The sequence below is a fragment of the Paenibacillus sp. GCM10027630 genome (genome assembly GCF_042676305.1).
In the GTDB taxonomy this organism is placed as follows: domain Bacteria; phylum Bacillota; class Bacilli; order Paenibacillales; family NBRC-103111; genus Paenibacillus_S.
Map to the genome: position 1 here is coordinate 39,883 of NZ_JBHTGY010000037.1, position 23,388 is coordinate 63,270.

Annotated in this window: 24 protein-coding genes and 1 pseudogene; 9 read left to right on the forward strand and 16 right to left on the reverse strand. The window is 44.7% G+C overall.

Annotated features, from left to right (window positions below):
• Positions 1-72: 72 nt before the first annotated feature.
• From ACFQ0C_RS19300 to ACFQ0C_RS19320, 5 genes and pseudogenes are all read right to left on the reverse strand, one after another.
• Positions 73-165, reverse strand: a complete 93-nt coding sequence (locus tag ACFQ0C_RS19300; RefSeq protein WP_379368839.1) for a CPCC family cysteine-rich protein — start codon at positions 163-165, stop codon at positions 73-75.
• A 330-nt stretch (positions 166-495) separates the two neighbouring features.
• Positions 496-866 (reverse strand): annotated as a pseudogene (locus ACFQ0C_RS19305) (DMT family transporter).
• Positions 867-936: 70 nt separating this feature from the next.
• The gene (locus tag ACFQ0C_RS19310) at positions 937-1,461 is read right to left on the reverse strand and encodes a DDE-type integrase/transposase/recombinase (protein WP_379368637.1); all 525 of its coding nucleotides are present in this window, start codon (positions 1,459-1,461) and stop codon (positions 937-939) included.
• Between the two features lie 138 nt (positions 1,462-1,599).
• A complete protein-coding gene (locus ACFQ0C_RS19315) occupies positions 1,600-1,839 on the reverse strand; it encodes a hypothetical protein (protein WP_379368638.1) in 240 nt (79 codons plus the stop codon).
• Between the two features lie 3 nt (positions 1,840-1,842).
• Complete coding sequence (locus ACFQ0C_RS19320) at positions 1,843-2,268, reverse strand: DUF3102 domain-containing protein (RefSeq protein ID WP_379368639.1); 426 nt, start codon at positions 2,266-2,268, stop codon at positions 1,843-1,845.
• 415 nt (positions 2,269-2,683) lie between these two features.
• Between ACFQ0C_RS19320 and ACFQ0C_RS19325 the strand changes: the two genes are divergently transcribed.
• Genes ACFQ0C_RS19325 through ACFQ0C_RS19345 form a run of 5 tightly spaced genes read left to right on the forward strand, consistent with a single transcriptional unit; the run spans position 2,684 to position 7,044 of the window.
• The gene (locus ACFQ0C_RS19325) at positions 2,684-3,232 is read left to right on the forward strand and encodes an RNA polymerase sigma factor (RefSeq protein ID WP_379368640.1); all 549 of its coding nucleotides are present in this window, start codon (positions 2,684-2,686) and stop codon (positions 3,230-3,232) included.
• Positions 3,225-3,932: a hypothetical protein gene (locus tag ACFQ0C_RS19330; RefSeq protein ID WP_379368641.1), complete on the forward strand. Its 708-nt coding sequence runs from the start codon at positions 3,225-3,227 to the stop codon at positions 3,930-3,932. The genes ACFQ0C_RS19325 and ACFQ0C_RS19330 overlap by 8 nt, the downstream gene beginning before the upstream one ends.
• Positions 3,919-4,773, forward strand: a complete 855-nt coding sequence (locus ACFQ0C_RS19335) for an ABC transporter ATP-binding protein (protein ID WP_379368642.1) — start codon at positions 3,919-3,921, stop codon at positions 4,771-4,773. Before ACFQ0C_RS19330 ends, ACFQ0C_RS19335 begins: the two co-directional genes overlap by 14 nt.
• A gap of 10 nt (positions 4,774-4,783) precedes the next feature.
• On the forward strand, positions 4,784-5,806 hold the full coding sequence (locus ACFQ0C_RS19340; protein WP_483875017.1) for an ABC transporter permease subunit: 1,023 nt from the start codon (positions 4,784-4,786) through the stop codon (positions 5,804-5,806).
• Entirely contained in the window at positions 5,803-7,044 is a 1,242-nt protein-coding gene (locus tag ACFQ0C_RS19345; protein WP_379368644.1) for a hypothetical protein, read from the forward strand. The genes ACFQ0C_RS19340 and ACFQ0C_RS19345 overlap by 4 nt, the downstream gene beginning before the upstream one ends.
• 217 nt (positions 7,045-7,261) lie before the next feature.
• Here ACFQ0C_RS19345 and ACFQ0C_RS19350 read toward each other — a convergent pair whose 3' ends face one another.
• Positions 7,262-7,807 carry a TetR/AcrR family transcriptional regulator gene (locus tag ACFQ0C_RS19350; protein WP_379368645.1) on the reverse strand — a complete coding sequence of 182 codons (546 nt, stop codon included), beginning with the start codon at positions 7,805-7,807 and terminating at the stop codon, positions 7,262-7,264.
• A 319-nt stretch (positions 7,808-8,126) separates the two neighbouring features.
• On the opposite strand from ACFQ0C_RS19350, the gene ACFQ0C_RS19355 reads away from it, so the two are divergent.
• The 3 genes from ACFQ0C_RS19355 to ACFQ0C_RS19365 all read left to right on the forward strand — a co-directional run bounded on the left by ACFQ0C_RS19355 (position 8,127) and on the right by ACFQ0C_RS19365 (position 9,952).
• A complete protein-coding gene (locus ACFQ0C_RS19355) occupies positions 8,127-8,963 on the forward strand; it encodes an SDR family NAD(P)-dependent oxidoreductase (RefSeq protein ID WP_379368646.1) in 837 nt (278 codons plus the stop codon).
• Between the two features lie 278 nt (positions 8,964-9,241).
• Positions 9,242-9,655, forward strand: a complete 414-nt coding sequence (locus ACFQ0C_RS19360) for a cupin domain-containing protein (protein WP_379368647.1) — start codon at positions 9,242-9,244, stop codon at positions 9,653-9,655.
• Between the two features lie 24 nt (positions 9,656-9,679).
• Positions 9,680-9,952 (forward strand): carboxymuconolactone decarboxylase family protein, encoded by a 273-nt coding sequence (locus ACFQ0C_RS19365; protein WP_379368648.1) that lies wholly within the window; start codon positions 9,680-9,682, stop codon positions 9,950-9,952.
• Between the two features lie 40 nt (positions 9,953-9,992).
• Here ACFQ0C_RS19365 and ACFQ0C_RS19370 read toward each other — a convergent pair whose 3' ends face one another.
• The 4 genes from ACFQ0C_RS19370 to ACFQ0C_RS19385 all read right to left on the reverse strand — a co-directional run bounded on the left by ACFQ0C_RS19370 (position 9,993) and on the right by ACFQ0C_RS19385 (position 12,580).
• Positions 9,993-11,279, reverse strand: coding sequence for an IS110 family RNA-guided transposase (locus ACFQ0C_RS19370; RefSeq protein WP_379368649.1), 1,287 nt, complete (start codon positions 11,277-11,279; stop codon positions 9,993-9,995).
• A gap of 320 nt (positions 11,280-11,599) precedes the next feature.
• The gene (locus ACFQ0C_RS19375; protein WP_379368650.1) at positions 11,600-11,728 is read right to left on the reverse strand and encodes a hypothetical protein; all 129 of its coding nucleotides are present in this window, start codon (positions 11,726-11,728) and stop codon (positions 11,600-11,602) included.
• Positions 11,725-11,889 (reverse strand): hypothetical protein, encoded by a 165-nt coding sequence (locus ACFQ0C_RS19380; RefSeq protein WP_379368651.1) that lies wholly within the window; start codon positions 11,887-11,889, stop codon positions 11,725-11,727. Before ACFQ0C_RS19380 ends, ACFQ0C_RS19375 begins: the two co-directional genes overlap by 4 nt.
• On the reverse strand, positions 11,876-12,580 hold the full coding sequence (locus ACFQ0C_RS19385) for an epoxide hydrolase family protein (protein ID WP_379368652.1): 705 nt from the start codon (positions 12,578-12,580) through the stop codon (positions 11,876-11,878). Before ACFQ0C_RS19385 ends, ACFQ0C_RS19380 begins: the two co-directional genes overlap by 14 nt.
• Positions 12,581-12,804: 224 nt before the next feature.
• Between ACFQ0C_RS19385 and ACFQ0C_RS19390 the strand changes: the two genes are divergently transcribed.
• Positions 12,805-13,608 carry a LysR family transcriptional regulator gene (locus ACFQ0C_RS19390; RefSeq protein ID WP_379368653.1) on the forward strand — a complete coding sequence of 268 codons (804 nt, stop codon included), beginning with the start codon at positions 12,805-12,807 and terminating at the stop codon, positions 13,606-13,608.
• Positions 13,609-15,028: 1,420 nt separating this feature from the next.
• On the opposite strand, the gene ACFQ0C_RS19395 is transcribed toward ACFQ0C_RS19390, so the two are convergent.
• The 6 genes from ACFQ0C_RS19395 to ACFQ0C_RS19420 form a co-directional block, all read right to left on the reverse strand.
• Complete coding sequence (locus tag ACFQ0C_RS19395; protein WP_379368841.1) at positions 15,029-15,199, reverse strand: SDR family NAD(P)-dependent oxidoreductase; 171 nt, start codon at positions 15,197-15,199, stop codon at positions 15,029-15,031.
• A 7-nt stretch (positions 15,200-15,206) separates the two neighbouring features.
• On the reverse strand, positions 15,207-16,088 hold the full coding sequence (locus ACFQ0C_RS19400) for a carbohydrate ABC transporter permease (protein WP_379368654.1): 882 nt from the start codon (positions 16,086-16,088) through the stop codon (positions 15,207-15,209).
• Positions 16,089-16,100: 12 nt separating this feature from the next.
• Positions 16,101-17,042, reverse strand: coding sequence for an ABC transporter permease (locus ACFQ0C_RS19405; protein ID WP_379368843.1), 942 nt, complete (start codon positions 17,040-17,042; stop codon positions 16,101-16,103).
• 72 nt (positions 17,043-17,114) lie between these two features.
• A complete protein-coding gene (locus ACFQ0C_RS19410; RefSeq protein ID WP_379368655.1) occupies positions 17,115-18,803 on the reverse strand; it encodes an extracellular solute-binding protein in 1,689 nt (562 codons plus the stop codon).
• A 388-nt stretch (positions 18,804-19,191) separates the two neighbouring features.
• Positions 19,192-22,617, reverse strand: coding sequence for a family 43 glycosylhydrolase (locus ACFQ0C_RS19415; RefSeq protein WP_379368656.1), 3,426 nt, complete (start codon positions 22,615-22,617; stop codon positions 19,192-19,194).
• Positions 22,618-22,695: 78 nt separating this feature from the next.
• Positions 22,696-23,376: an S-layer homology domain-containing protein gene (locus ACFQ0C_RS19420; RefSeq protein ID WP_379368657.1), complete on the reverse strand. Its 681-nt coding sequence runs from the start codon at positions 23,374-23,376 to the stop codon at positions 22,696-22,698.
• Positions 23,377-23,388: the final 12 nt, after the last annotated feature.

Here is a 23,388-nt window from a genome sequence, read left to right on the forward strand (position 1 = left end):
ATAACACGGATATTTACTTGGTGAAATTCCCTTTACAAACACTGAAGAGTTTGAAATTTTCTCAGGCCTGATTTAATGACATATGGTTTGGTTTGCACCAATATTTCTATCAGGTTTCTCATGCGCAACAGCATCATAGAGCCAAAAGCAGACCTCACAAAATATTCACTATAACTTCAACTAGTAAAAAATCCGCAACAAGGGCATTGCTGCCTCTTCATATTCCTCTCTCTTTTCTTATAAGGCCTTTACAAGTGCGCACATTTTACAGCTTATTCATACTATATCACTCGCCTAGTATTAGCGTAATCTACCCGTCCCTCGGAGAAGGCAGCTGTTCAGATTGGATCAGCTGCCTTCCCAATTCTTTATTGAGCTATAGTGTCCCGTCAACGGAAATAAAAAAGGAGCCGCTACAAGCAACTCCTGCACTCTCGTGTCTCGTTATTAATGATCTTATCCCATATTTATGAAAAGGATCCCCCGTAACTTCTCTTAATTTTTAATAACTGAACTTGCCGTTTCTGTAGTACGCTTTGCCTCACCGTGCCCTGCACCGAATAAGTTCAAAACCACAACTCCAATCACGATTAAAGCTATGCCTACAATGCTTCCTGTATTTATTTTTTCTTTCCAGATCAGTACCGAAATAAGCGCCGTGGCAACAGCTCCTGCCCCTGACCAGATGGCATAAGTCATGTTTAAGGGTAGTGTTTTGAGAGTTAAAGAGATAAAAAAGAAAGAGATAATAAACGCAACGATAGTTAATAAGCTTGGATATAATTTAGTAAACCCTTCTGAATCCTTAAGCATTGAAGTTCCATCAGTTCACCAATAATAGAGATTACCAGGAAAAGATAGGCAATTATTCATCCTCCTTTATACTTGCCTTCAACTCTTCTATAACCTTTTGTCTGAGATCTGCTTTTGGAAGGGCTAACCAAACATTTCCGCGAACCATAAACCATCTATAGCTAAACGGACAATCGTAGAGCGAACAGGGTCTATTTCATCATTTTCAATTTTATCTTGAATTATACAGTATTCGTCCTGCAGCCGTTGCAGCATCTCAGGATTAGTAAAATGAGCTGCTGAAAGAGCGGTGTACAGATCATTCATATCGCTATCTCCGAAAAGCGATGTGTCCATATAGGACCGCGTCCACTTTCCTTTGGAATGATGATCATCTTTTGCCCTCTTATTAAACTCTTCAACAAACGATTCGATACAAGCATTATCATAGCAGTTGCCTTTACGACTTGTACGATCTATGCGATTTTGGTAATCAAGCGAAGTATACTGGCTGCCCCGATCAGAGTGATGCAGGACTTCACTTGTCGGTCGTTGGCGACGATACGCTTGATCGAGCGCATCTAATACCAGTGACTTGGACATACGGTCACTCATTTGCCAACCAACAATCTTACGGCTATATAAATCCATGATGCTCGCCAAATACAACCAGCCCCCATCCGGACTTGATTAGGAGCTTGCGCCACAAATTTCTGATTGAGTACGTTGTCATATACAGGAAGGTTATGCTTGAAGTTTGTTGTCGCTTTATATTTCTTCACATTCGGGATTTCAAGCCCAGCTCTTTCATGATACGGACAACCGTTTTATACATGAATGCCTTGCTTCTTCAATTCTAACCCAGAATTTCTTGCTGCCGTAAAGACGACGGGAGTCCAGAAAGATACGACGAATGCGTTGCTCTAACGCCTTACGACGCTTGCTTCTTTCACTTTCCTTCTGCTGGCTCCATTCATAATAACCGCTTCGTGAAACTTGAAATACTGTGCACATGAGGTAGACAGAAAACACATCGAACCTGCTCATGCTTTATAGTCCATCCTTATCGTATGCTTTGCTATTTTGCTTCTCTTTGATTAATTTCTGAAGCTCACGACTGGACATATTCGCAACATCATTCTCTTTGGCAAATAGTTCACGTTCTTTGCTCGGCACTCCCAGCAAGAGAATCGCCTTTGAATAGCTAAGACTTGCAAGTGTTGGAATATCGGGCATATCAGCACCATACTCCCTGTAAAGCCGCATAAGGTTATTTGCTGTTGAATGCGAATAATCAACTGAATTTTTCAGCCACTCACCCCATTCACCATGTGAAAGGACTTCCTTGGCTTCCACAAGTTTGCGTCCAATCTCTGCGCTGCTATACAAAATGACTTGCCCAGTCTGTCCCTTAATACTGTATATATCTGCTGCAATCATTTGTGGTGTTCTTTTTACATCATTTCGTTCACTCATATGTAGCCTCCACTTTCAATTTTAGTTAGAAATTTCTTGAAGAAAGCAAAAGACTTTTGATAGTCAAAAGATGTTGGTGTCATTGGTCATACATAAAATAATTGTGTTGCATTAAATTACCTGATTGTACCATTTGATAGAGTCTAGTACAACACAATTTATATTGTGTTGCAGACGATCCGGTGCTAAAAAAATCAAGTTTTGATGCGTTTAAACAGAAACAATTTGCTATAAAAAGAAAAAGAAGGTTTCGGCCGCAGTGCCCAAGGAATATTCTTTATACTGAGAAGACCATAGACAGGCGGCTTCGTTCTGAGCGGTAGACAAAATCTAAAATATTATTATTCCGGCGTTGAAACTATTTCTCTATCCACTACGAATATATAAATGGACAGACAAAAAGGAGGTGGTGCGGTTGGACGAGCTACGCCTAATAAAGAAAATCCAGCGAAACGGAGACCGCGCCGCCGCCGATGAACTGGTGCAATGCTACTATGACGAGATTTACGGCTTCGTGAGAAAACAAGTCTCAAATGCAGATATTGCTATTGAACTGACACAGGAGATATTTATCTCAATGCTCAGGACAATCGGGTTTTACGATATGAAGCGAGGTGCGGGATTCCGAACGTGGATGTACAGGATTGCCGCAAATAAGGTTGTTGATTGGTTCCGCTCACGTGCCTACCACGCGATGAACAAAACAATATCGCTTGACGAGGTGGAGCCGATTGATGAAGCAGATTTCACTCGGCAATTTGAAGACAGGGATTTCACGGAGAAGATATGCGCTTTTTTGGGCGGTTTGCCTCCGGATACGCAGAAAATCTTCCGGCTTCACATCTTCGGCGGGTACACGTTCTCTGAAATCGCAGGTATCGAAGGACTTCCAGAGGGAAGCGTGAAATCCAAGTACTACCGTCTTATCAACCTGATTAGAAAGGAGTTTGCTGATTATGGATAAGAAAACAAAGAATGCAAGCATTGAATATATCCTTTCGCAAGGCTTAGTCAAGCCGCAAACGGTGAGAGAACGGATTGCGGAAATGCTGCGCATCATAGGCTTCCGTTTCATATTTTGGGATACTGGGTATAGCTTGTTCTTCGCCGCCGTAACTCTCGCAGTTGTTCTCGTGCTATTCAGCTTTGCTCCTGATGATTACCGCTTCTCCGCCGCCATCGCCGTTGCCCCACTAGTTTTCCTATTGATAACCATGTTTGCCGAAACATCGGAGCGGACATGTGGGCTATACGGACTAAAACAGACTTGCCGCTACACCATCCAGCAGATAACCGCTCTGCGGGTGATTTGCTACTCGGTCTTCGGCTTTGTGTTCACCACGGTTATCGCGACAATCAGTACAGACAACGGATATGAATTCCTCTCACTGTTTCCAATTTGCCTGTCCGCCCTGTTTCTCTGCGCTACCTTGAGTATATCCTTTATGCGTTTTCTTCACGGCAAATGGGTAAATGCGGTGTTCTCGGCGGTGTGGGTGTTCGTAAATATCGTGATCCCATTTTCGTTAGGGCAAAAATGGGAGACAATATTACGCGAAATGCCGATTGCTTTTTCGGTTGTACTTGCCGTTCTCGGAGGGGCAGCACTTGCTTATCAAATCTCAAAAATGATGTCGGAGGTAAAAAAATATGCTATTTCTTAACAATTTGACTAAGAAATATGGAAATTTCACTGCTTTGGAGGATATCAACCTCGAATTCTCTGGCGGTGTCTACGCCCTGCTTGCCCCAAACGGTGCGGGCAAGACTACACTGATTAAAATGCTCACGACACTCATCTTCCCCACAAAGGGCGAAATCCTTTGGAACGGAGATGAAATCGTTGGGCTTGACGCTTCATACCGCGACATCATCGGCTATCTGCCGCAGGACTTCGGCTATTATAGGAACCACTCTCCGAGAGAGTTCCTGTTGTATATGTCAGCGTTAAAGTGTATCGATCGTGACAAAGCAAAGCGCAAGACCGACGAACTCATTGATCTTGTGGGCTTGTCGGACGTGCGAGATAAGAAGATGAAGAAGTTTTCAGGTGGTATGATTCAGCGCGTCGGAATCGCTCAGGCTATGCTGAACGATCCCAAAATCCTAATTCTCGACGAACCTACGGCAGGGCTTGACCCAAAAGAACGCGTCCGCTTTCGCAACCTTATCTCGTCACTATCCAAAGACCGCATTGTCATACTTTCGACGCATATTGTGTCGGACATTGAGACAATCGCAAGTAGGGTTATTATGTTCAAAAATCACAGATTGTTCACCAACGAGTCACCTGCGTCGATATGCAGGACGCTCATGGGCAAGGTCTATGAAACGGACGATATTGCTGATATCAATTCGCCTTATCTAGTGCTCACAGAACATCAGGAGAACGGCAAAACCGTCACGCGTTTCGCGAGTGATAGCGACTGCGGCGATATCGCGCGTAGTGTCAGCCCCAACCTTGAGGACGTGTTTCTATACATTTATCGAGATGAGGCAATGTGAGGTGAGATATATGCTATTCGGGTACGAGCTAAAAAAACTTGTGTTTTCACCCGCGATGGTTGGAATCGTTGCCCTATGCATCATTTTTAATGCTGTTATTGCGATAGTCGGCTACAACGATTATGGCTCGAATTACGAAGCAGAAGCTGTCAATATCTTTGAGGGATTTAAGACAATCGAAATCGGGGAGATATATATAAGGAAGTACAACATCACAGGCGAAAACGCCGAGAATATACGCAACAAGTATAAAAAACTACAACCTGTAATTGATCAGAAAGCCACTAACGGCGATGCTTTGTCAACTTACTTTGGTGGACAGACTCATTACCGCCACAGTCTGTTGTTTAAAATCATGTTTATGGCAATTATTGCGGAAAGCTGTTTGCTAGCGTTATTTGCCGCGCTCATATCGGTAACTTACGAAAACTTGAGAGGGACCGAAAATATTATCTGCGCTTCAAAAATTGGAAGACGGGTACTCAGGACAAAACTGAGTGCCTCGCTGATGGCGGCGGTAGCCATGACTGTCGTAATCCTTGGAGTGAGTTTGTGCATTTTTTTTCTCAGATTCAATTTTTCGGATGTGTGGAACGATAACGTATCAAGTATGTTTAACTACGCTGTGAATGAATACGGCAAGCCTTTCATCACATGGCACAGCTTCACTGTTGAGGGGTATCTTTGGGCAACAATCGGAGTGACCTTTGGTATTGCAGTTTGCTTTTGCCTGTTAGGATATGCAGCTGGGGTATTTGTTCGTAACAGTTACGGAGCATTTATCGCCGCTGCGTCGGTAGTCGGCGTCACATTCCTTGCTAAGCCCCTTTTTCCAATCGGTTCGGTTTCAAGGGGCATTTGGACCCTTACTCCCGTTTGGTTATGGAAAAATAGCGGAGCATGGTTCACCGACGGCGGAGCGGAAATTATATGGGCGAGCTTTGAGAGCGTGGGGCTTTTCGTTTCCCTTGCTGTGCTTTCCATCGCCGCATTCATTTCCACTAAAATATTCAAAAAAAGGGAGATATTATGAGAATCTTTGTATATGAACTCAAGAAGCTATGGAATTGGCGCATTCTTGCGCTTATTGCTGCAATTGCTACGTTGACATGGTTCGCATTTTTGAGCGAAGTACTGCGCTCATATGATAGTCTAACCACCCATGGTATTTACGGTTCCTATCAGAATGAGATGTTTGCACTTTACGGCGATACGCTTGAACCGGAAGAATTGGCCGACTATGATATCCCGGGTAAAAAGGTTGCCCTTATTTCTAAAATGGATGAAACTATCTCAAACGAGACGATTTTTACCGAAAACAATATCTACAGCTACGCTGAATATGAGGAATTTGCCGATAACGACTACTCCAGCGACCTAAGCGAGGAGGAAAAGGAAATCTTCAATGATACCATTTCCACAATGCAGAGCAAGCTGGATTTTGGCAATAGCGCACAAACCTTGGATGAATGGTATGCCTCGCCACTGATTAGGCTACAAACGCTCAAAGCGCTCGAACGCACATATGTCGACTATGAGGATTCTCTTCGCAGCTATATAGACAATGATTCCCGCCCCGTGGTGGTCCGCACCGCTGAGAAATTACTGCAAATGCGCAATGCAAACTTGATCCGCTATGACCTTTATATGGGATTTTCGCTTTATACCGCTGTTGTTGGGGTGTTTACCGTAGTTGCCGTAATCATTCTCATTGCCCCCTTGCTGACAACCGACCGCATGCGGAAGTTAAACCTAATGCAGTATTCGTCAACTATTGGTCGCAGGATTTTTAGGCTTCAATTTTCCGCAACTATTGTAAGCACACTCGCTTTATCTATCCTTTTGATTGCCGCAGCATATATTCCGTTCCTTGTATCGGGTGCAGGGAATTATTGGGACGCGGATATCATGTCGCTTGCTGGTATGGGGATGCAGCTTTATAATATTACCTTCGGGCAGTACGCTCTCATACTCGCGGGAATGATACTTGCACTAAGTGTCGGCACGGCGTGTTTCGCATTTATACTTGCGAGGTTCAGTGCGAATACTGTGATGATGCTGATTAAGGCCGTTCCGGTCAGTGCTGCGGTTGCGGGAATAGCCGTACTTTCAGTCAACATGGCATTATCGGATAATAACATCGTTTTCAATACTATCTTCCATGGTAGATTTGACGCACCAGAGGTTGTCGTATGTGGTTTCGTTGCCGTTGTCGGAATGATTGTGGCGATAGTTATATCGATACGGGAGAAGCGTGTTGATGTGGCTTAAGGCACAGGACGAAAGTCTTTGCACACAGCACTTATGTAAGGTAACAGATTCGCAGGGATTACCCTAAAAGTTGATCTTCCATAACGCTTGTACAAAAAAGCCGGATTTCCTTAGCGTACGGAATTTCCGGCTTGTTTGATTTAATTTCCGCTTAGCGTACGTTTTTCGCGTTTTGTTGGCGGTACCCCTTTAACTAAGTTATTCGTTAGCTTAACTCCTATAGATTCCTGTCTAAAAGAATTCCTACTTGTTCTGCTATGCTTTGAGGTGAATCAAGTATTTCTTTTTTAAAATACGACTCGACAATCCCTACTATAGCCGTACCAAAGAATTTTAGAATGACTTCTTTACTTAAACCTGAATTATTTCCTTCCGTTATATTCACTTCTTTTTCTAGTTCCTCAATGACAAAATCCAGGAAACGATTCCGAAAAAAAGGGGCTCCTTTACTCGATAACATTGCCGAAAAAAATGAATAGTGACTTTCAAAATATTCGAACCAAAGTGAATTGCCTTTTGTAAAATCCATATCTGATCCTAATTCGCACAACTTCCTAAGTTCATTGATATGTTCTTCGATTAGTTTATCCAGCAAGTCGTATTTGTCCAAATAATGATGATATATGGTTCTGCGACCGACATTCGCATTGTCAGAAATATCTTGCATCGTAATTTCATCGAATTTTTTTTCTGACATTAGTTTAATAAAAGCATTTTTAATTGCCTCTTGAGACTTTAGTATTCTTCTATCCACGATCGACACTTTAGTAATCACCATTCTTTTCTTAGAAGAATCGCACAAATTTAATCACCTTGTGCAATAAGGCACAAATCAAGTTTCTTTGATCATTGCAGACAACCCGAAGTTATATTATATTATACACAAATGTGCCATATCGCACTATTATGCATTTTAGCAGTTCATTAATTATCTGCTTTTCAATTAAATTAAAAAGTAATTCTGAATTAGAAAGAAGGAATATGTAGGTTTAATTCACAGGGTTTTATTTCCAAGAATAATCTTCGACTTTTCTTAAAATAATAATTTATTTTTAAATTAAATAAAACTGGAGGAAAACAATATGTCTGAACAGAAAGTTTGGTTTATTACTGGAGCAGGGCGCGGTATGGGCGTTGATATTGCAAAAGCAGCCTTGGCAGCAGGTCATAAAGTAATCGCTACTGGTCGCAATACAGATAAAGTAACTAACGCAATCGGCAAAGCTGATAATCTGTTAGTTGTGAAATTAGACATTACCAAACTTGAGGAGTCCGAATCAGCAGTCAAAGCTGCAGTTGACCGTTTTGAAACGATTGATGTTCTTGTCAATAACGCAGCTAGCTTCTATGCTGGTTTCTTTGAAGAGCTAACTCCGGCGCAAATCCAAAAACAAATCGACACCAACCTCATTGGGCCGATGAATGTCACCCGAGCTGTACTCCCTGTCATGCGCAAAGCTCGTTCCGGTCATATTATTTCAATTTCTTCGCTCGCTGGTTTAGTTGGTCAGGACTTTTGCGTTGCCTATTCCGCTTCAAAGTTTGGTCTTGAAGGCTGGATGGAGTCTCTCCATTTGGACGTTGCTCCATTCGGAATTCACACCACTATAGTTGAGCCAGGCTTCTTCCGAACAGAGTTGTTGGAGCCGGAGTCAACCAATTGGGCTGAGTTGAGCATTGATGACTATGCTAATCGTACAGCAGAAACGCGTACCGCTTGGGAATCAATGAACGGTAAACAAGGTGGTGATCCATCCAAACTTGCTAATGCTCTACTGACCATTGCCAGTGAGAAGCAGCCTCCAGTACGCTGGGTTGCTGGTGAAGATGCTGTCGTTGCTATCGAGCAAAAGGTGAATGACCTTCAGAAGCAGATTAATGCTTATCGTGACTTATCTACGTCTCTTTCATACGAGTAAGTTAAGCTTTAGGACCGGAATTTTTTGGGACAGCATGTATTGAGGGAGGAAATTAAGTGTTAGTTGCTGGGGTTTACACCGTTCAGACAAGATTTGAGGTAACGGTATAGCTTTTGATTTTAGAGGTATTTTAAATAATACTCATACAGCAGACTAAAGACATTACCTTTCCAATATTCAGAGATTAGCGTAGGATTATCGAACGAGGATCTAGAGCAAAACAGACAAAGCAAAATAAATGGTTAAAGAAATCGTAAAAAATATTGGAGGAAATCAAAATGGCAAAATATGAAGAAGTAAAAAATGGTGTTATTTTTCCAGTGGGAGAAAAAAATGATGCATATGCACAATTTTTCGTGGGTCAAAGTTATCTCAAATCATTGATTGCCGATCCTAAAGTGAATGTTGGTGTTGGGAATGTGACCTTTGAACCGGGATGCCGAAATAACTGGCATATCCATCGTGATGGATTTCAACTTTTGTTAGTAACGGGTGGTGAAGGTTGGTACCAGGAAGAAGGGAAACCTGCTCAATTCCTAAAAGCTGGCGATGTTATTGTTACTCATGATGGTGTAAAACACTGGCATGGTGCCACAAAAGATAGTTGGTTTGAACACATTGCAATCACTGCAGGAACGCCGGAATGGTTGGAACCTGTTTCGGATGAAGTCTACGAAAATGCAAAAAAATAAATTGTAAAAGATGAGGTCGAGAAAATGGTAAAACAAACAGCAGGACACGATATACTGGGAGATTTCGCTCCCAAATTTGCAGAATTAAATGATGATGTATTATTCGGTGAAGTTTGGTCGAGAGAAGATAAACTTTCAGCACGTGATCGCAGCATGATTACTTGTTCCAGTCTTTTATCGCAAGGCGCATTCCCACAACTTGAATCCCATATGAAAATAGCGAGACAAAATGGCGTGACTCGGACGGGTCTAAGCCCTTTTCGGGCAGGAACTCGGTTCTCCGTGCTTTCTTTGTAATATCCTGCGAATGAGTCAACCTACGTGGTATTCAAACGTTTTATGCGGCTTGAATAAGGATGTGACTTGCCTTCTCGGGCGAAAATGTTTCTCCCCTTTGGACGATGCTGATTAGGATTCGAGCTACTTTTCCCAGAAGTTTAAATACGGACCTCTGCTTCTTCATATGCTTAACTTTAATGTTATACTCATGTAACTCTCGAAAAACGGGATTGATACCTATGAGCTGTAGGGTAGCAAGAAACAGATATTTACGTAAGGTTGAATCCCCACGTTTCGATATGACAATCTGTCCTTTCCGTTTTCCCGACATACTTTCAGCCAGATTGAGACCGGCTTTTCTCAATAACTGACGTCCATGTGCATACTGCCTAAGGTCACCTGCACCAGCCAAAATCGCTGCAACAAAGATGGGACCAAGGCCCTTAATGGATCTTAGCTGATTCGCCATAGGAATCTCGCTAAGCAGTGTCAGGATTTGTGTCTGAATGCTCTCTAATATATCCACCATACGTTCATACTCTGCGATTAACCAACCTAAATCTTGTTTTGCCTCTTCTAAAGCCGTAACGTCTCCCACGCTCTTTTTGGCTGCTGCGATGAGCTCGGCCGCTTTATGAGTACCTGTGGAGCCGCCTGCTCGTTGCATATGCTTTCTCCACGTCGTAATCATCTCCGTGACGGACAGCGTTTCAATATCTTTGGGGGAGGGTAACTCTTTTAATGTGGCCATAGAACGTTTGCAGGACCAATCCTTAAACACCGATGCATACTCTGGGAAGCGAATATCCAACCAGCGGATAATCCGATTCTGCAACCGGACACTGTTTGCAACCCAGAACTCCCGGTCACTCATCAGGGTGCGTAGCCTTTGGAATACGTTAGTTTGTCGCGTATAGTCATAGTAATAACCACGGCTTACCACATCTGCGATGACTAGGGCATCCTTCGGGTCACTCTTGGAAGGGGAATTATCTCGGTTCTCTTTGTTTCTTTTGGTCGTGGCAGGATTCACTTGAACGACGTTATATCCTTTGTTTGTAAGCCAATTTGCTAAGTTCCACCAATAATGTCCTGTAGGCTCCATACCCAAAATGACGCTGTTCAAACGATGCTTTTGCTGAAGTCCTTCGACCCATCGTTGCAGTTTTTCAAACCCTTCTACGGTGTTACTAAACGAGAGATGACGATTTGAGAGCACGATCCCGCGATAATTCGTAGCTTGTGCCACATGAGTCTCTTTAGCCATGTCGATACCTACAACAAGATGAGATGTGCTAATTCGTTCAATACGTTGATTTTGTCCTTCTGTTTGTTTAAACTTCATAGTAAGAGCGCCTCCTTGATGGTGTTGGGTTTCGAACCCTTGGACAAACCCATCATACCGAGGCGCTCCTTTTTTGACAAAGACGATTTCTTAGCCTTAACAGGAATGTTTACGTCAACGAGGCTGCCAATTCATACCGGCAGCCTCGTCCTGGTTTCTTAATGAACAAACGTCATCCAATAAATTAGTCATTGAATCAAAAGGGTGTTTTCCAAAGTCAATCCAAACAACTGCTATTTAAATTAATAGGGCAGATACGTATGTCAGGAATACAAATATGCCAGCTTAATACACGAAGAAAGAGGGATTGCCGCCCCTCTTCACTTCTCCTCTTTCGGCCACTCGCCCCATATACCCATGCAATTGCCGTCTGGGTCGAGGAATTGGAACCTATAGCCGCCGCCTGGTTTATAGACCACCTCCTTGACGTTAGCGCCCTTCTGCTTCATCTCTTCGTAAAGTTCATGGATGTTATCCACTTGGAATGAGAAGAAAATTTTCTTTTCCCCTTGGCGGAGACAAATTCCATTTTTGGAACCTCATTCGTATGGATCAAACCCAAACCCAACCCCATCCCGTTCAGCCAAGCTTCCTCATCACGACCGCTCAAGCCTGTCCCGCTCCTCCTGGGACAGTTCGTTCAGATCGAAATCGTCGGCTGGAATTGTATACAAATAGTTCAAATGCACACCACACATATGCTCGTGGTCCACTTCGGCCAATGCCCTAGAAATGAATGCCCCCCAATCGCCACCCTGGGCACCATATCGTTTATAACCCAGCCGTCTCATCAGCTCCGCCCATGCTCGGGCGACCCTTTTTACGTTCCACCCCGACTCCTGGGTAGGACCTGAAAAACCTAAGCCGGGGATCGACGGGATGACCAAATTAAAGGCGTCGGCCGGATCCCCGCCATGAGACCTCGGGTCAACAAGCGGTCCAATCATGTCGAGGAACTCGACGATCGAGCCCGGCCAGCCGTGGGTGAGAATAAGCGGCAGCGCATCCCGCTCCGGAGAACGGACGTGCAGGAAATGAATGTTCGCCCCATCGATCGTTAAAGTATACTGCGGAAAGCCGTTTAACCAAGCTTTGTGTTTGCGCCAATAGTCCGCCAGCTTCCTGAGATAGTCGAGCGGCACTCCGTAATTCCAACCTTCTTCTGCCAATTCGTCCGGCCAACGGGTTCGGGCTAGCCGGTCCCGAAGGTCGTCGAGCTCACCTTGCGGAATCTCGATAGAAAACGGCCTTATTTCCTCATCGTATAATTCTGGGAAATCCTTTCCTTTTATAAACCCCATAAGATCAGCCTCCATTTTTAGCCTCAATTTTCTAGGATTTCTCCTCCCTTATTTTACAACCGAATATAGATAAAGGATAATATAGGATAATATATATTTCTCCATCTATTCATTGCATTAAATATATGGAAAAGAGGCGATTCCATTGGAGCTTCTGCAATTGAAATATTTCCGCACGGTTGCCAGATTGGAGCATATGACCAGGGCGGCTGAACAACTTCATATTGCACAGCCCGCTCTCAGCAGGACGATTTCCAGAGGAGGACCTTGGCATCCCGCTGTTTGATCGCGCAAACAGGCAAATTCGTCTTAACGCATTTGGCAAAGCCTTTCTCTCCAAAGTCGAATCGGCTTTATCCTTATTGGAAGAAGGAAAGAAAGAAGTGATGGATCTGGCGGGGCTAGAACGGGGGATGGTCAGCATCGCTACGAACACATTAAACTGTCTCTCGCCTGCTGTAGCGGCTTTTCGCGAGAAGTTTCCGGATGTCAGCTTCCGCATCAATCAGATTGCGCCTGCCGAGACGTACAGCATTGGGGAGCTTTTGAAGCAGAGCATTACAGATCTCGGGTTTGGACCGATATCTTTTCTAAAGCCAGGCATTCGTGAATTTCCCGTGCTGCAGACAGAGGTCTTCCTGGCCGTGCCACGCGGCCACCGGTTGGAGAATCAGAGCAGCATTACATTGGAGCATGCAGCAGACGCCCCGTTCATCGAATACAAGATCGGACATCCGTTTCGCCAAGTCAATGACGAGATCAGTCGCAGAGCGGGAATTCAGCGGACCATCATCTGTGAGGTGGATGAGCCCGCCGCTTTGGGCAGCCTGGTACAGGCAGGTCTAGGGCTTGCATTCGTCCCGGGATGCAAATGGAATGAAGTAACGCAATATACCTTGCTGCCTATCGAAGGCCCAGATAAGAAACACACCTTTTTCGTATCATGGAATAAAACGCGATATCTATCTGAAGCTGCGCGCGAATTTCAACATTTCCTTGTCGAGTATTATGCTGATAAGCAGGAGTGAGCTTCAGTCATTCTTACGGACCACCGGCCTTCATCAAATGGAAATGGAAGGCCCTAGTATTCTGATGGTATAAAGAGCCAAGAAATTTATCCCGGCATAAAAATTGAAAAAACTCAAGCGGCATTGCGCTTGAGTTATCTATGGTGCTCAGAATGAGCATCGCATCATTGACGATCACATGGTCAACGCTCCAGGGAGAATGTTCATGATTCTCCCTTTTTTCAAACCATCGACTGGGCAGCTTGTCCGTCAAGGTTAGGACAGTATACGCCGTCAATTGGCGGACAGTATGCTTTAGCAGTAACAGCATTAGACAGTTTAGAAACTAAAAAAGGACAAAGAGAAGGACATATCCTCTACATCTCTATCATTCTCATGATACATCCTTCTTCCATATCCCATCTAGCTCCTCTAATTTCCACTCCAGCTTCTTCATATACTCTAACATCTCATTCAGTGTTTCCATGGTAACGAAACCTGGGACTGAATTTTTTTCTACATTAATTATCTTATGAAACAACTCGCTTTTCTTCTCAACGCGGACACATCGAGAATTTTTAAATTGTTCAAGCAACGCTAAAAACCTTTCCCAATTTTCTAACCGATTTTGTAGCAACAAGAGATGATAATAATGATCACAATTATTCGTAAATGGATACTCAGAGTACTTCTTGTTTCTAGCAATTGCAGCTTTATAAGAATCAATGTTAGCAATCGTTTTCTTAATGAGTTCATTCATGCGGCAAAAGTTCAATAATAATCAGGTAAGTTCCTCTACCGATACAAATGTGGTTGAAAGGCCATATGCAGGGAGCCTAACACCTAATCAAATAGTATGTTGATATTACAATGACGAATGGTTCCAGAAAAAACTGGGCGACCTCTCCCCTGATTATTTTAGGGAAGCGATCGCCGCTTAATTTAGTACTTTTTAACTGTTTACTACAGGGATATGACCATCGTAGTCTTAACTGTTCTGTAATAAAATTTTTCAATTAAGCACTTTATGGTAGTGTACCAAGGTCCAACTGTTTTCGCTCCTCTTCAGTAAGCTTCTTAATTTTATCATTTGATTCTACTCCACTTAGGACAATATCGTATTTTCGCTTTAATAATTCATGGATCTCTTTCATGTCCTTTTCATTTAAATCAGCAAGCCCTTCCTTTCCTTTCAACCTACCTAGAATAATTCCGATTACTTCCCCCGCAAGTGAAGTGTTGGGTTGAATTCAAGCACTGCCATTCTTACCAGCAAGAATCACGTTACTGTACCCCTTCGGGATAAAAGAACGCAAGGGCATACCGTATTTATCAGGATCGCCAGAGTGTTGCCCCCCATGTACGATTGATAGTCCCCTGAAGATCAATAGGATATCCTGCGATACTTACGTTATCCCAAAACATCTTGCCACTCATAATATCAGAAGCTTGTATTACATATTCTGTTTGATGAACGAGCCTTACGCATTATAGGGAGAACGGCACGGGTGACGCTCATCGGACCGTAAAGATTAGTCGAGATCTGACGTTCAATCTGCTCTTGGGTCATCTCCTCGAAAAAACACTTTTTACTGCCCAGATCAAATACCATCGCAAGATTAACCTTTGAGCGCTCCAACCATTACTCCCTTAACAAAATACTTCTGCAAGAATGGATATGCTGCCAAGATAGGGAGTGTAGCAACCATAATTGTTGCATATTTTATCGTTTCTCCAATTGCTGCTCTATCCTGAGCTACTGTTCCGGACATCATTTCATCTGTACTGTTGGAAATCAGTATTTCCCTCAGCGCCAACTGTAACGGCCATAATTCTCTATTTCTTAAGTAAATCATGGCGCCAAACCACGCATTCCAGTGACCTACCCCATAATACAACACCATAACGGCAATGGTTGGCAAAGCCAGTGGCAAAATGATTTTAAATAGTATGATGAAATCATGTGCACCATCTATATGGGCAGATTCTACCAAACTGTCCGGAATTCCCTGGAACGCCGTTCTCATGATAATCAGATTCCAGGTTCCGATTGCTCCGGGAATGATCAAAGCCCATAATGAATCCATTAAACCGAGTTCCTTGACTAACAAGAAATTGGGAATCAGCCCGCCACCGAAAAACATGGTGAACACAATCATGATGGTAATCGGCTTTCTCCAGAAGAAATCTTTCCTGGAAAGAACAAAAGCTCCCATGGATGTCATAATAATATTGTAGGCCGTTCCCACCACTACAATAAAGAGCGTATTCATATACCCGGAATAAATGATTGGATTTTTTAACACAGCTTTATAAGCATTCAGACTCAAGCCCAATGGCTTCAGAAGTAAGCCGCTATGGGCTGTAAGCTCATCTGCACTGCTCAAAGATGCAAAAATAACATATACAAACGGATAGGCCGTTATCACAGCCAATGCTGCTAATATAATAAGATTCACCGAATCGAAAATGTAATCCCCAACTGTCTTTTTGACAACCATACCTTCCACTCCTTACCACAGACTGGTTTCATTAACCTTCCGGCTAACATAGTTTGCTGTTACGATTAAAATCAGATTCACTATAGAGTTAAATAGTCCCACTGCTGCACTGAAGCTGTAATTTGCCTCCACCAATCCACGCCGGTACACATAGGATGAAATGATATCCGCTGTTTCATAAGTGCTAGGATTATAAAGTAATATGACTTTTTCATATCCTTCACTCATCATATTGCCAATATTCATAATTAATAGGATCACGATTGTGGGAGCAATTCCCGGTAGAGTGATATGGACAAACTGTTTCCACCTTCCGGCTCCGTCGATGGTTACCGCCTCATATAGCTCCGTGTCAATAGCGGTGAGGGCAGCGAGATAGATAATCGACCCCCAACCTACGCCCTGCCAGATGCCTGTACCTACATAAATTGTCCTAAACCATCCTGCTTCAACAAGGAAGATGGTTCGGGAGCCTCCAAAATAAGCGATAATATCATTAATCAGGCCGTTTTTTGCGAAAAAATCGATAATCATGCCACAGATAACCACCGTTGAAACAAAGTGCGGTAAATAGGTAACGGTTTGGATCGTCTTTTTAAAATATTTTCTTTTGATTTCATTAAGCAATAACGCCAGAATAATGGGTGCCGGAAAAGCAAAGATAAGCTGATAGAAATTGATTAATAAGGTATTTCGGATGACTCTCCATGCGGAGATACTGTTAAAGAAATCATGAAAATGTTTTAGTCCTACCCAGTTACTGTCCCAGATTCCTTTTACGGGGCTAAATTGTTTAAACGCGATAATGACCCCATACATTGGAACGTAGTGAAACAAGATATACCAGGCTACTACGGGCAGGGCCATCAATATCAACCATTTATTTTTTTTATAATCTTTTTTTATTGCCTGAATGAGGCTTGGCTTTTTGTATATCAAATGTTGCGGCTGCATCCTTACTTGTGGCACTATTGGAACCTCCCTGTATTGTGAAATGGGGGAATTTCTTCCCCCATTTCAATCATGCTATTTATCAAAGGTGTCGCTGATATTAAACGATTGCGGATTTAATGCCTGAGGGAATTTTTTAATGAACCGATCATAGGCACCCTGTCTAACTTTGTTGATATCCTCAATACCCAGCTTTTTGATTTGCTCCACATATTTATCCCAAGTAGCATCCACATCCTCTTTTCCCATAAGCCACTTCAGGAACATTTCATCCTTATACGTGTTAATTTCATTTTGTTTGGTAGTGGTTTGAGAAACTTCATCCGGTGTCAAGGTTCCTCTATAGCTCTTATTAGCTTTAGTAACCTGCTTTGCATATTTTGTCCAGGTTTTTAGTGACTCTTGTTGCTGGGGTAACGCCATGTACTGCTCAAAATACCTTCGATCCTGTACAAAGGGTCCGTCTTTAAAGGCGCGGGCGTAAAACTGTCCCATGGTTGCGATGGGCTGTCCGTTGGGATTATTCGTAACCAGCTCCGTATATTTGGGATATCCTTTTTCCATCTTATAGCTCATGCCCTCTATACCGAAGTTATAGAGCATGGAGCCTTCCTTCGTATAACCATAATTCAGTAATGCGAGCGCTTCCTTCAGATTCTTCTTAGCTGCGCTGGTAACGTTCCAGGCGCCACCGCCGGTGGTAGGTCCATCCTTCGCCATAAAGGGATTGAAGTCACCCTTGTTAAGGACGAGATACGGCATGGCGACCAAGTCAAATTTGGGGTCCTTGTTCTTCATCAGCGGCAAGTATTTGCCAAGACCTGAACCGGTGTTTCCCACGGTTGCGCCGGCTTGATTTCCGGTAATTTTGGCATCGATGGTTTTGGAATTATTCGTAGCCAATTCGGGGTCTAAGATACCCTCCTTATACCATTTTGCCATGGTCTTGGCATATTCTTTAAACCTTGGGTCAATAGCTCCGTATACGACCTTACCGTTCTCAATGAAGTGATCCTGGTTAATCCCCCATGCTCCGGTAAAGTAGATCCCTTTGATATTTCCGACATTTCCGGTAAAAGGTGTCGTTGCACCCTTCTTTTCTTTGAAGGCTTTCAAGACCGTATACAATTCGTCAATAGTTTCCGGCACTTGTAGTCCCAGATCGTCCAACCAGTCCTTACGCAAATAGCCTCCAAAGTAAGTATACACACTCTCGTGACCTTTGAGGAAAGGGAAATAAAACTGCTTTCCATCCTCTGTCTCTACATCCATTAATAAATCAGGATAGGCTTCATAGATTTTGGCAAGATCCGGTGCATACTTGGGGATTTCTTTCTTTATGTCAACCAGTATTCCATCTTCGAAGGCTTTTTCCCTTCCTCCCGGATAGTCTCCAAAGGTGCCCACAATAAAATCGGGTATATCGCCGGACGCAAGCATAAGATTAAACTGCTCCTTCGCCGAGCCTTCTGTAGGATGAATATACTCAAGCGTAACATTCAGTCTCCTCTGCAGCTCTTTATTCAGTTCTGACTCGGCATAATTCTTCATAACAGCAAGAGCAGTGCTCGGCAGGGGCTCCCAGACGCGGAATTTTACCGGTTTCTCAAAAGGTAATTTTATTGCGGTATCAGTCGAAGTTGAACTAGTTGGTTCAGCCCCTTTTTCCTCTCCTTCACATCCTGCCATCACCGCAGATGACAAAAGCGCTATCAAGAGGGGACCGGTAGTAATCTTGGTAAAAACCTTTTTACTTTTCAACATTTCTTTCTCCCCTTAAGTTTCATGTTTTAGCTATACGCAATTGTAAACTGACTGCAAGCATTCACACTTCATCAACAATTACAATTGCTAGGGCAAGTGTAGTATTTCTATCAACCGTAAATCAATCTCCATCCAACAGAATGCGTATTCAAAAACCCCAAAGTCAATATTAAATATGGAAAAATCATCATCAAAAAACAAAAAGCGGTGCAAAATCGCTGACGGAACTCGAAGATATCCTCCGGTAGGAGTTTTTCTCTTTCTATCCGATCAAACCCTTAGTTGCTGCACCAAGCTATAAAGCGCGCGAGCATAGTGTATACTTCGGCCCGGGAGATAAACTACAGCAGGGTTGGACTAGCTCCATGTCACAGCCTTGTTATCCGCGTCAGCGGGCTCCGCTTTTGCAGTAAGCTGGACTGTTGAACTCCCAGAGATGGTATACAGTAGGGCGCTGGTCTGATTCAAGCTTGCCGGTGACAACCTTCGGTTGTTTGTAGGCAACAATGGTCAACTCCGCATGGGGACTGGCTTTATGGGTATCGGTCTCACGGTATCGAACCCAATAAGTCCCGGGCGATAGATTCGGGATGGTATCACCTGTTACACTCGACCAGGCGCTCCCATTGTCGGCGGACCATTCCATGGATGCGTTAACGCCGGTAATGCGTCCATCATTGGCGATAACCGCTGTTTCATTGATATGTCCAAGTCCTTCTGGCGCAACCTTCGCTCCTCCCGCAACCATAACTTTGAAATCATCGAAGTCGATGGAGGCATTGGAGAATTTGTCGATGCCTAACACCTGGCCAATCAGCTTGGTACCGCCTGTATGGCGGAAGTTATAGTCAGTGGCCACCTCAACATCATCAATATAGACGGTATAGGTCCTGGCCCCCCAGTTGACCACCATCTTGATTTTATACCATGTATTGAGTGAAGCGGGTTGGACTGGGACCTTATTAGTAGGCCCCTTCTGCACTAAAATGTTACTCTTATCAAATGCCGTGACCATGGAATAATTGCTCGCACCGCTGTCATTTCTCACCATGGCGCCATTGAAGTACCCGGTGCCGACGTTTATTCTGGCGCGATATTCGATAACGATGCGCTGATCCGCTTCAGCCTTCGCCTCGCCTGCAAACGGCAGGAACAGGTTTGCCTTGGGTTCCGTAGTAGCGGGTGTGGCCAGCCGCAGGAATTTATTCCCGTCCTCTTCCTGCACAGTGGCGGTAGAGCCCTTGGTCAGGGCTTCGATCGTAATCCCGAACGGGTACTTGCCAGTCTCATCGTCGGAGAAATTCCGGTAAGCGTTATAGAACACGCCATTCTGTGTACCGTTGAACGAACCTAACAGATCTGCTTCCGCTTGAGCAAGGGTGCTCTGTGCCTGGTTAAGCTGCTCTTCTGTCAGGTTGGCGTCTGCGGATAGTTCCTCTGTATGGTTCAACTGAGCCAGGAGGGCGTTATACACCGCTTGACTATAGCTTCCCAAACCTTTGTCCAGAGGGTATGAGGAACTGTCTATCCTGCTCTTAACTTGATTCACAATTTCATCAAGACCCAATCCCAGGACAACCTCTACGGAAACGGCAGCAGGAATCTTCTCCCCATTCAGTGTCAGCAGAGCAGGTACCTGAACAGTGCCTAGCGAGTTGAAGTTGATTCCTTCCAGCTTCCAACTGACCCCGGCAGTGCCTCTCTCCCCCTTGTAGATGACATCCACAGCACCAGGAAGCCTGGGTGTCACTCCGGATGGAGTCTTGAGTTGAGTAATAATCTGAGGAAGCAGAGACGGATCAGGAGTTACCGTCAAGTTGAACGTTGCTTCCTTGCCGTCATATACGGCTTGAATTACCGTATACCCCGGTTGAGTATCATATATCTGACCGGTGACCGAAACCTTGGCCACGCCGGGATTGCTGCTGGAATATGTGGTGCTAGCCGTCACATCCTGCACTTCATAGGTGTTGTAGCTTGCTGCTACCCGCATCTGCCCTGTCTGCCCTCTGGTCAGGACGTTGTTCAATCCGCTGATGGCAATGGACTGCAAAGACCTAGATTCAGCGAGAACCGTAACCGTCGCTGTGGCCGTTTTCCCGTCATATGTCGCGGTGATCGTGGCGCTGCCCTCCTTGACCCCCTTAACCTGATCCCCCTCAATAGCAACGACATCTGTGTTGGAAGTACTGAAGGAAACTCCGCTCTCAACTGGGGAATAGGTAGTGCCTGTTACCGTATACACAGGTAAACTGCGACTTTCGTCCACCCCCAGCGTATACCCCGGAGAATCGAATAGAATTACCGGCGCAGAATTGAGTTCAAATACATCCATACTATCAATTTCAGCAAGGTTGGTACTTGCTGAGAAGCGGATGATATTGTCGCCCTGCTTGAGGAGGACTTTCGCTGTGGAGATTCCCCAATTATTCCAGCCGGAATGAATGATGTTCAATTTGGTGCCGGAACTGCCGTTGACCGACAAAATTTGGGTCGCCGCCGTCCCACTTGCTGAGCCGTTGGCATTACGCAAGGACAGCACATAAAACCCCGCCTTCGGCACGTTAACTATAAACTGGGCATAATCATTGGCGTTCTTGATATTGGCAATCTTCATCCCGCCGGAAGCGGTGATCTCTGGCCGGACAGCAGGGCCGCTTTCGCCGCTAGGGTCTTTCACCAGCAGGGCATCTTCCGCCTCATAGCGCTTCCGCACCGGCTCCCCTGAAGGAACGGCAATCGGTGTATTCCGATCGACGGGTTCTCCCAGATGTGGTGTATTGTCTTCGTTCCAGGTGAATTTCTGTGTGCGGATACTTCGGTTCCACCCTGCACCTTCCCAGCGGGCGCCATGGTAGACGATCCAGTCCTCCTTGCCATCAGGAGAAGTGGTGAAGCTGTGGTGACCCGGGCCGATAACGCCATTGGCGCTGGAGAAGATCGGCTTGTTCCGCTTGTTCCAGGAGCTGATCTTCATCAAGTCGGCGTCAATCTTGGCCGTGATCAGCCCGAGGCAGTAAAAGTCTGTCCAGCTGCCGTTTGCGGAATAGACCACGTTGATGGTATCTCCCCTTATCGCGATTTGGGGACCTTCATTGATCTTGCCCGGGGATGTTTCCCAGGGATACTCAGGCTTCGAAAGCAATAGCCGTTCCGAGCTGATGGTTTTGGGATCGCTCATCTTGGCAATGTATAAGTTCTGGCCTAGCCCCGACTGATCACTTGCCCAGCCAGACCAGATGAAATAGTGTTGATCATGTACCGTCAGCACCGTTCCATCGATCGCCCAGAGGTCGGTGGGATCGGTAATTTGTCCTATGAACTTCCAGTTTTCTGTCATCGGATCAGCATTGTCGTTCTCCAGCACGTACATGCGGTGATTTTTTCCCTCTCCGTTGTCAGGCGAGAAGTAAATATACCATTTGTATGCGCCATCGCTATCTTGGAGATAGTGAATTTCCGGCGCCCACACATTGGAACTGTACATGGTACCCGGAACCGTTCTCCAGACAATTACCTTATCGCCTGCATCAATACCGGTAAGCGTCTTCGATCTCCAGAGTGTGACATTCCCGCCGGTTGTATGGGTGTAGTAGTAATAGCCGTCTGTGTGCTTGTAAGCAAAAGGATCGGCTCCGTTCTGAAGGATAGTATTGTAGAAATTAGACACTTCGGACCCCCTCGTTGTCGATGCGGATATCGAATCTGTCGTATCTGGCGTCGGCTGTGCAGTCGCAGCTGCTCCAGACCATTGCGGCAGCATCAGCAGCACTGCGAGATAAAGCAGCAGATGCATGAATCTTTTTCTGATCATGTGCAATCCTCCCGGGAATCATTAGCCTCTCGGCTTTCACCGAGGTAGATGGGACAAGGGATGCCTTGTCCCATCTTCCTACACAAATTGCTTTTGAAGAAGCCTATAAATAACAACTACGGTTTCCGCTCTTGTAGCAGTTCCCAGAGGGTTTATCTCGTTGTTGCTACCTTGAATAATGCCGCTGTGAATCAGTTCAGCAACCGCAGCTGCACCATAATCACTCACCAGGGATACATCGGTGTACCCGCTGATGTTGCCAAGCGATGCACGCTCCAGGCTCTTTCCCGTTACTTTCAGTGCTCGATTGACAATGACCATCATATCCTGTCTTGTGATCGGGCTTTGAGCACCGAAATGGTTGTCATCCTCGCCTTGTACAATACCGAGGGTTTTTGCAATACCTACTGCATCATAATAGTAGGCAGTCTTGCTGATATCCTCAAGGTTGGTAGCGAAATCGGCCTTCAGCCCCAATGCCCGGACGATCATAGTAATAAAGTCAGCACGAGTAACATTTTGGGCGGGTTCAAAGTTGCCATTGCCGGTTCCTTTGATGATACCTTTTGCGGCTAAATCCTCGATCGCAAATTGTGCCCAGGAATAGCTTGCTCCTACATCATTGAATTTGGTTGTTGGGGGAACGGTACTCCCGCCTGTGGCACTTCCTGTGTTTCCACTTTCTGTGCTTCCAGTTCCAGTGCTACCGCTTCCGGTAGATCTGGAACCACTGCCGCCGGAGGAATTGGTCAACGTCATGTTATTGTTGCC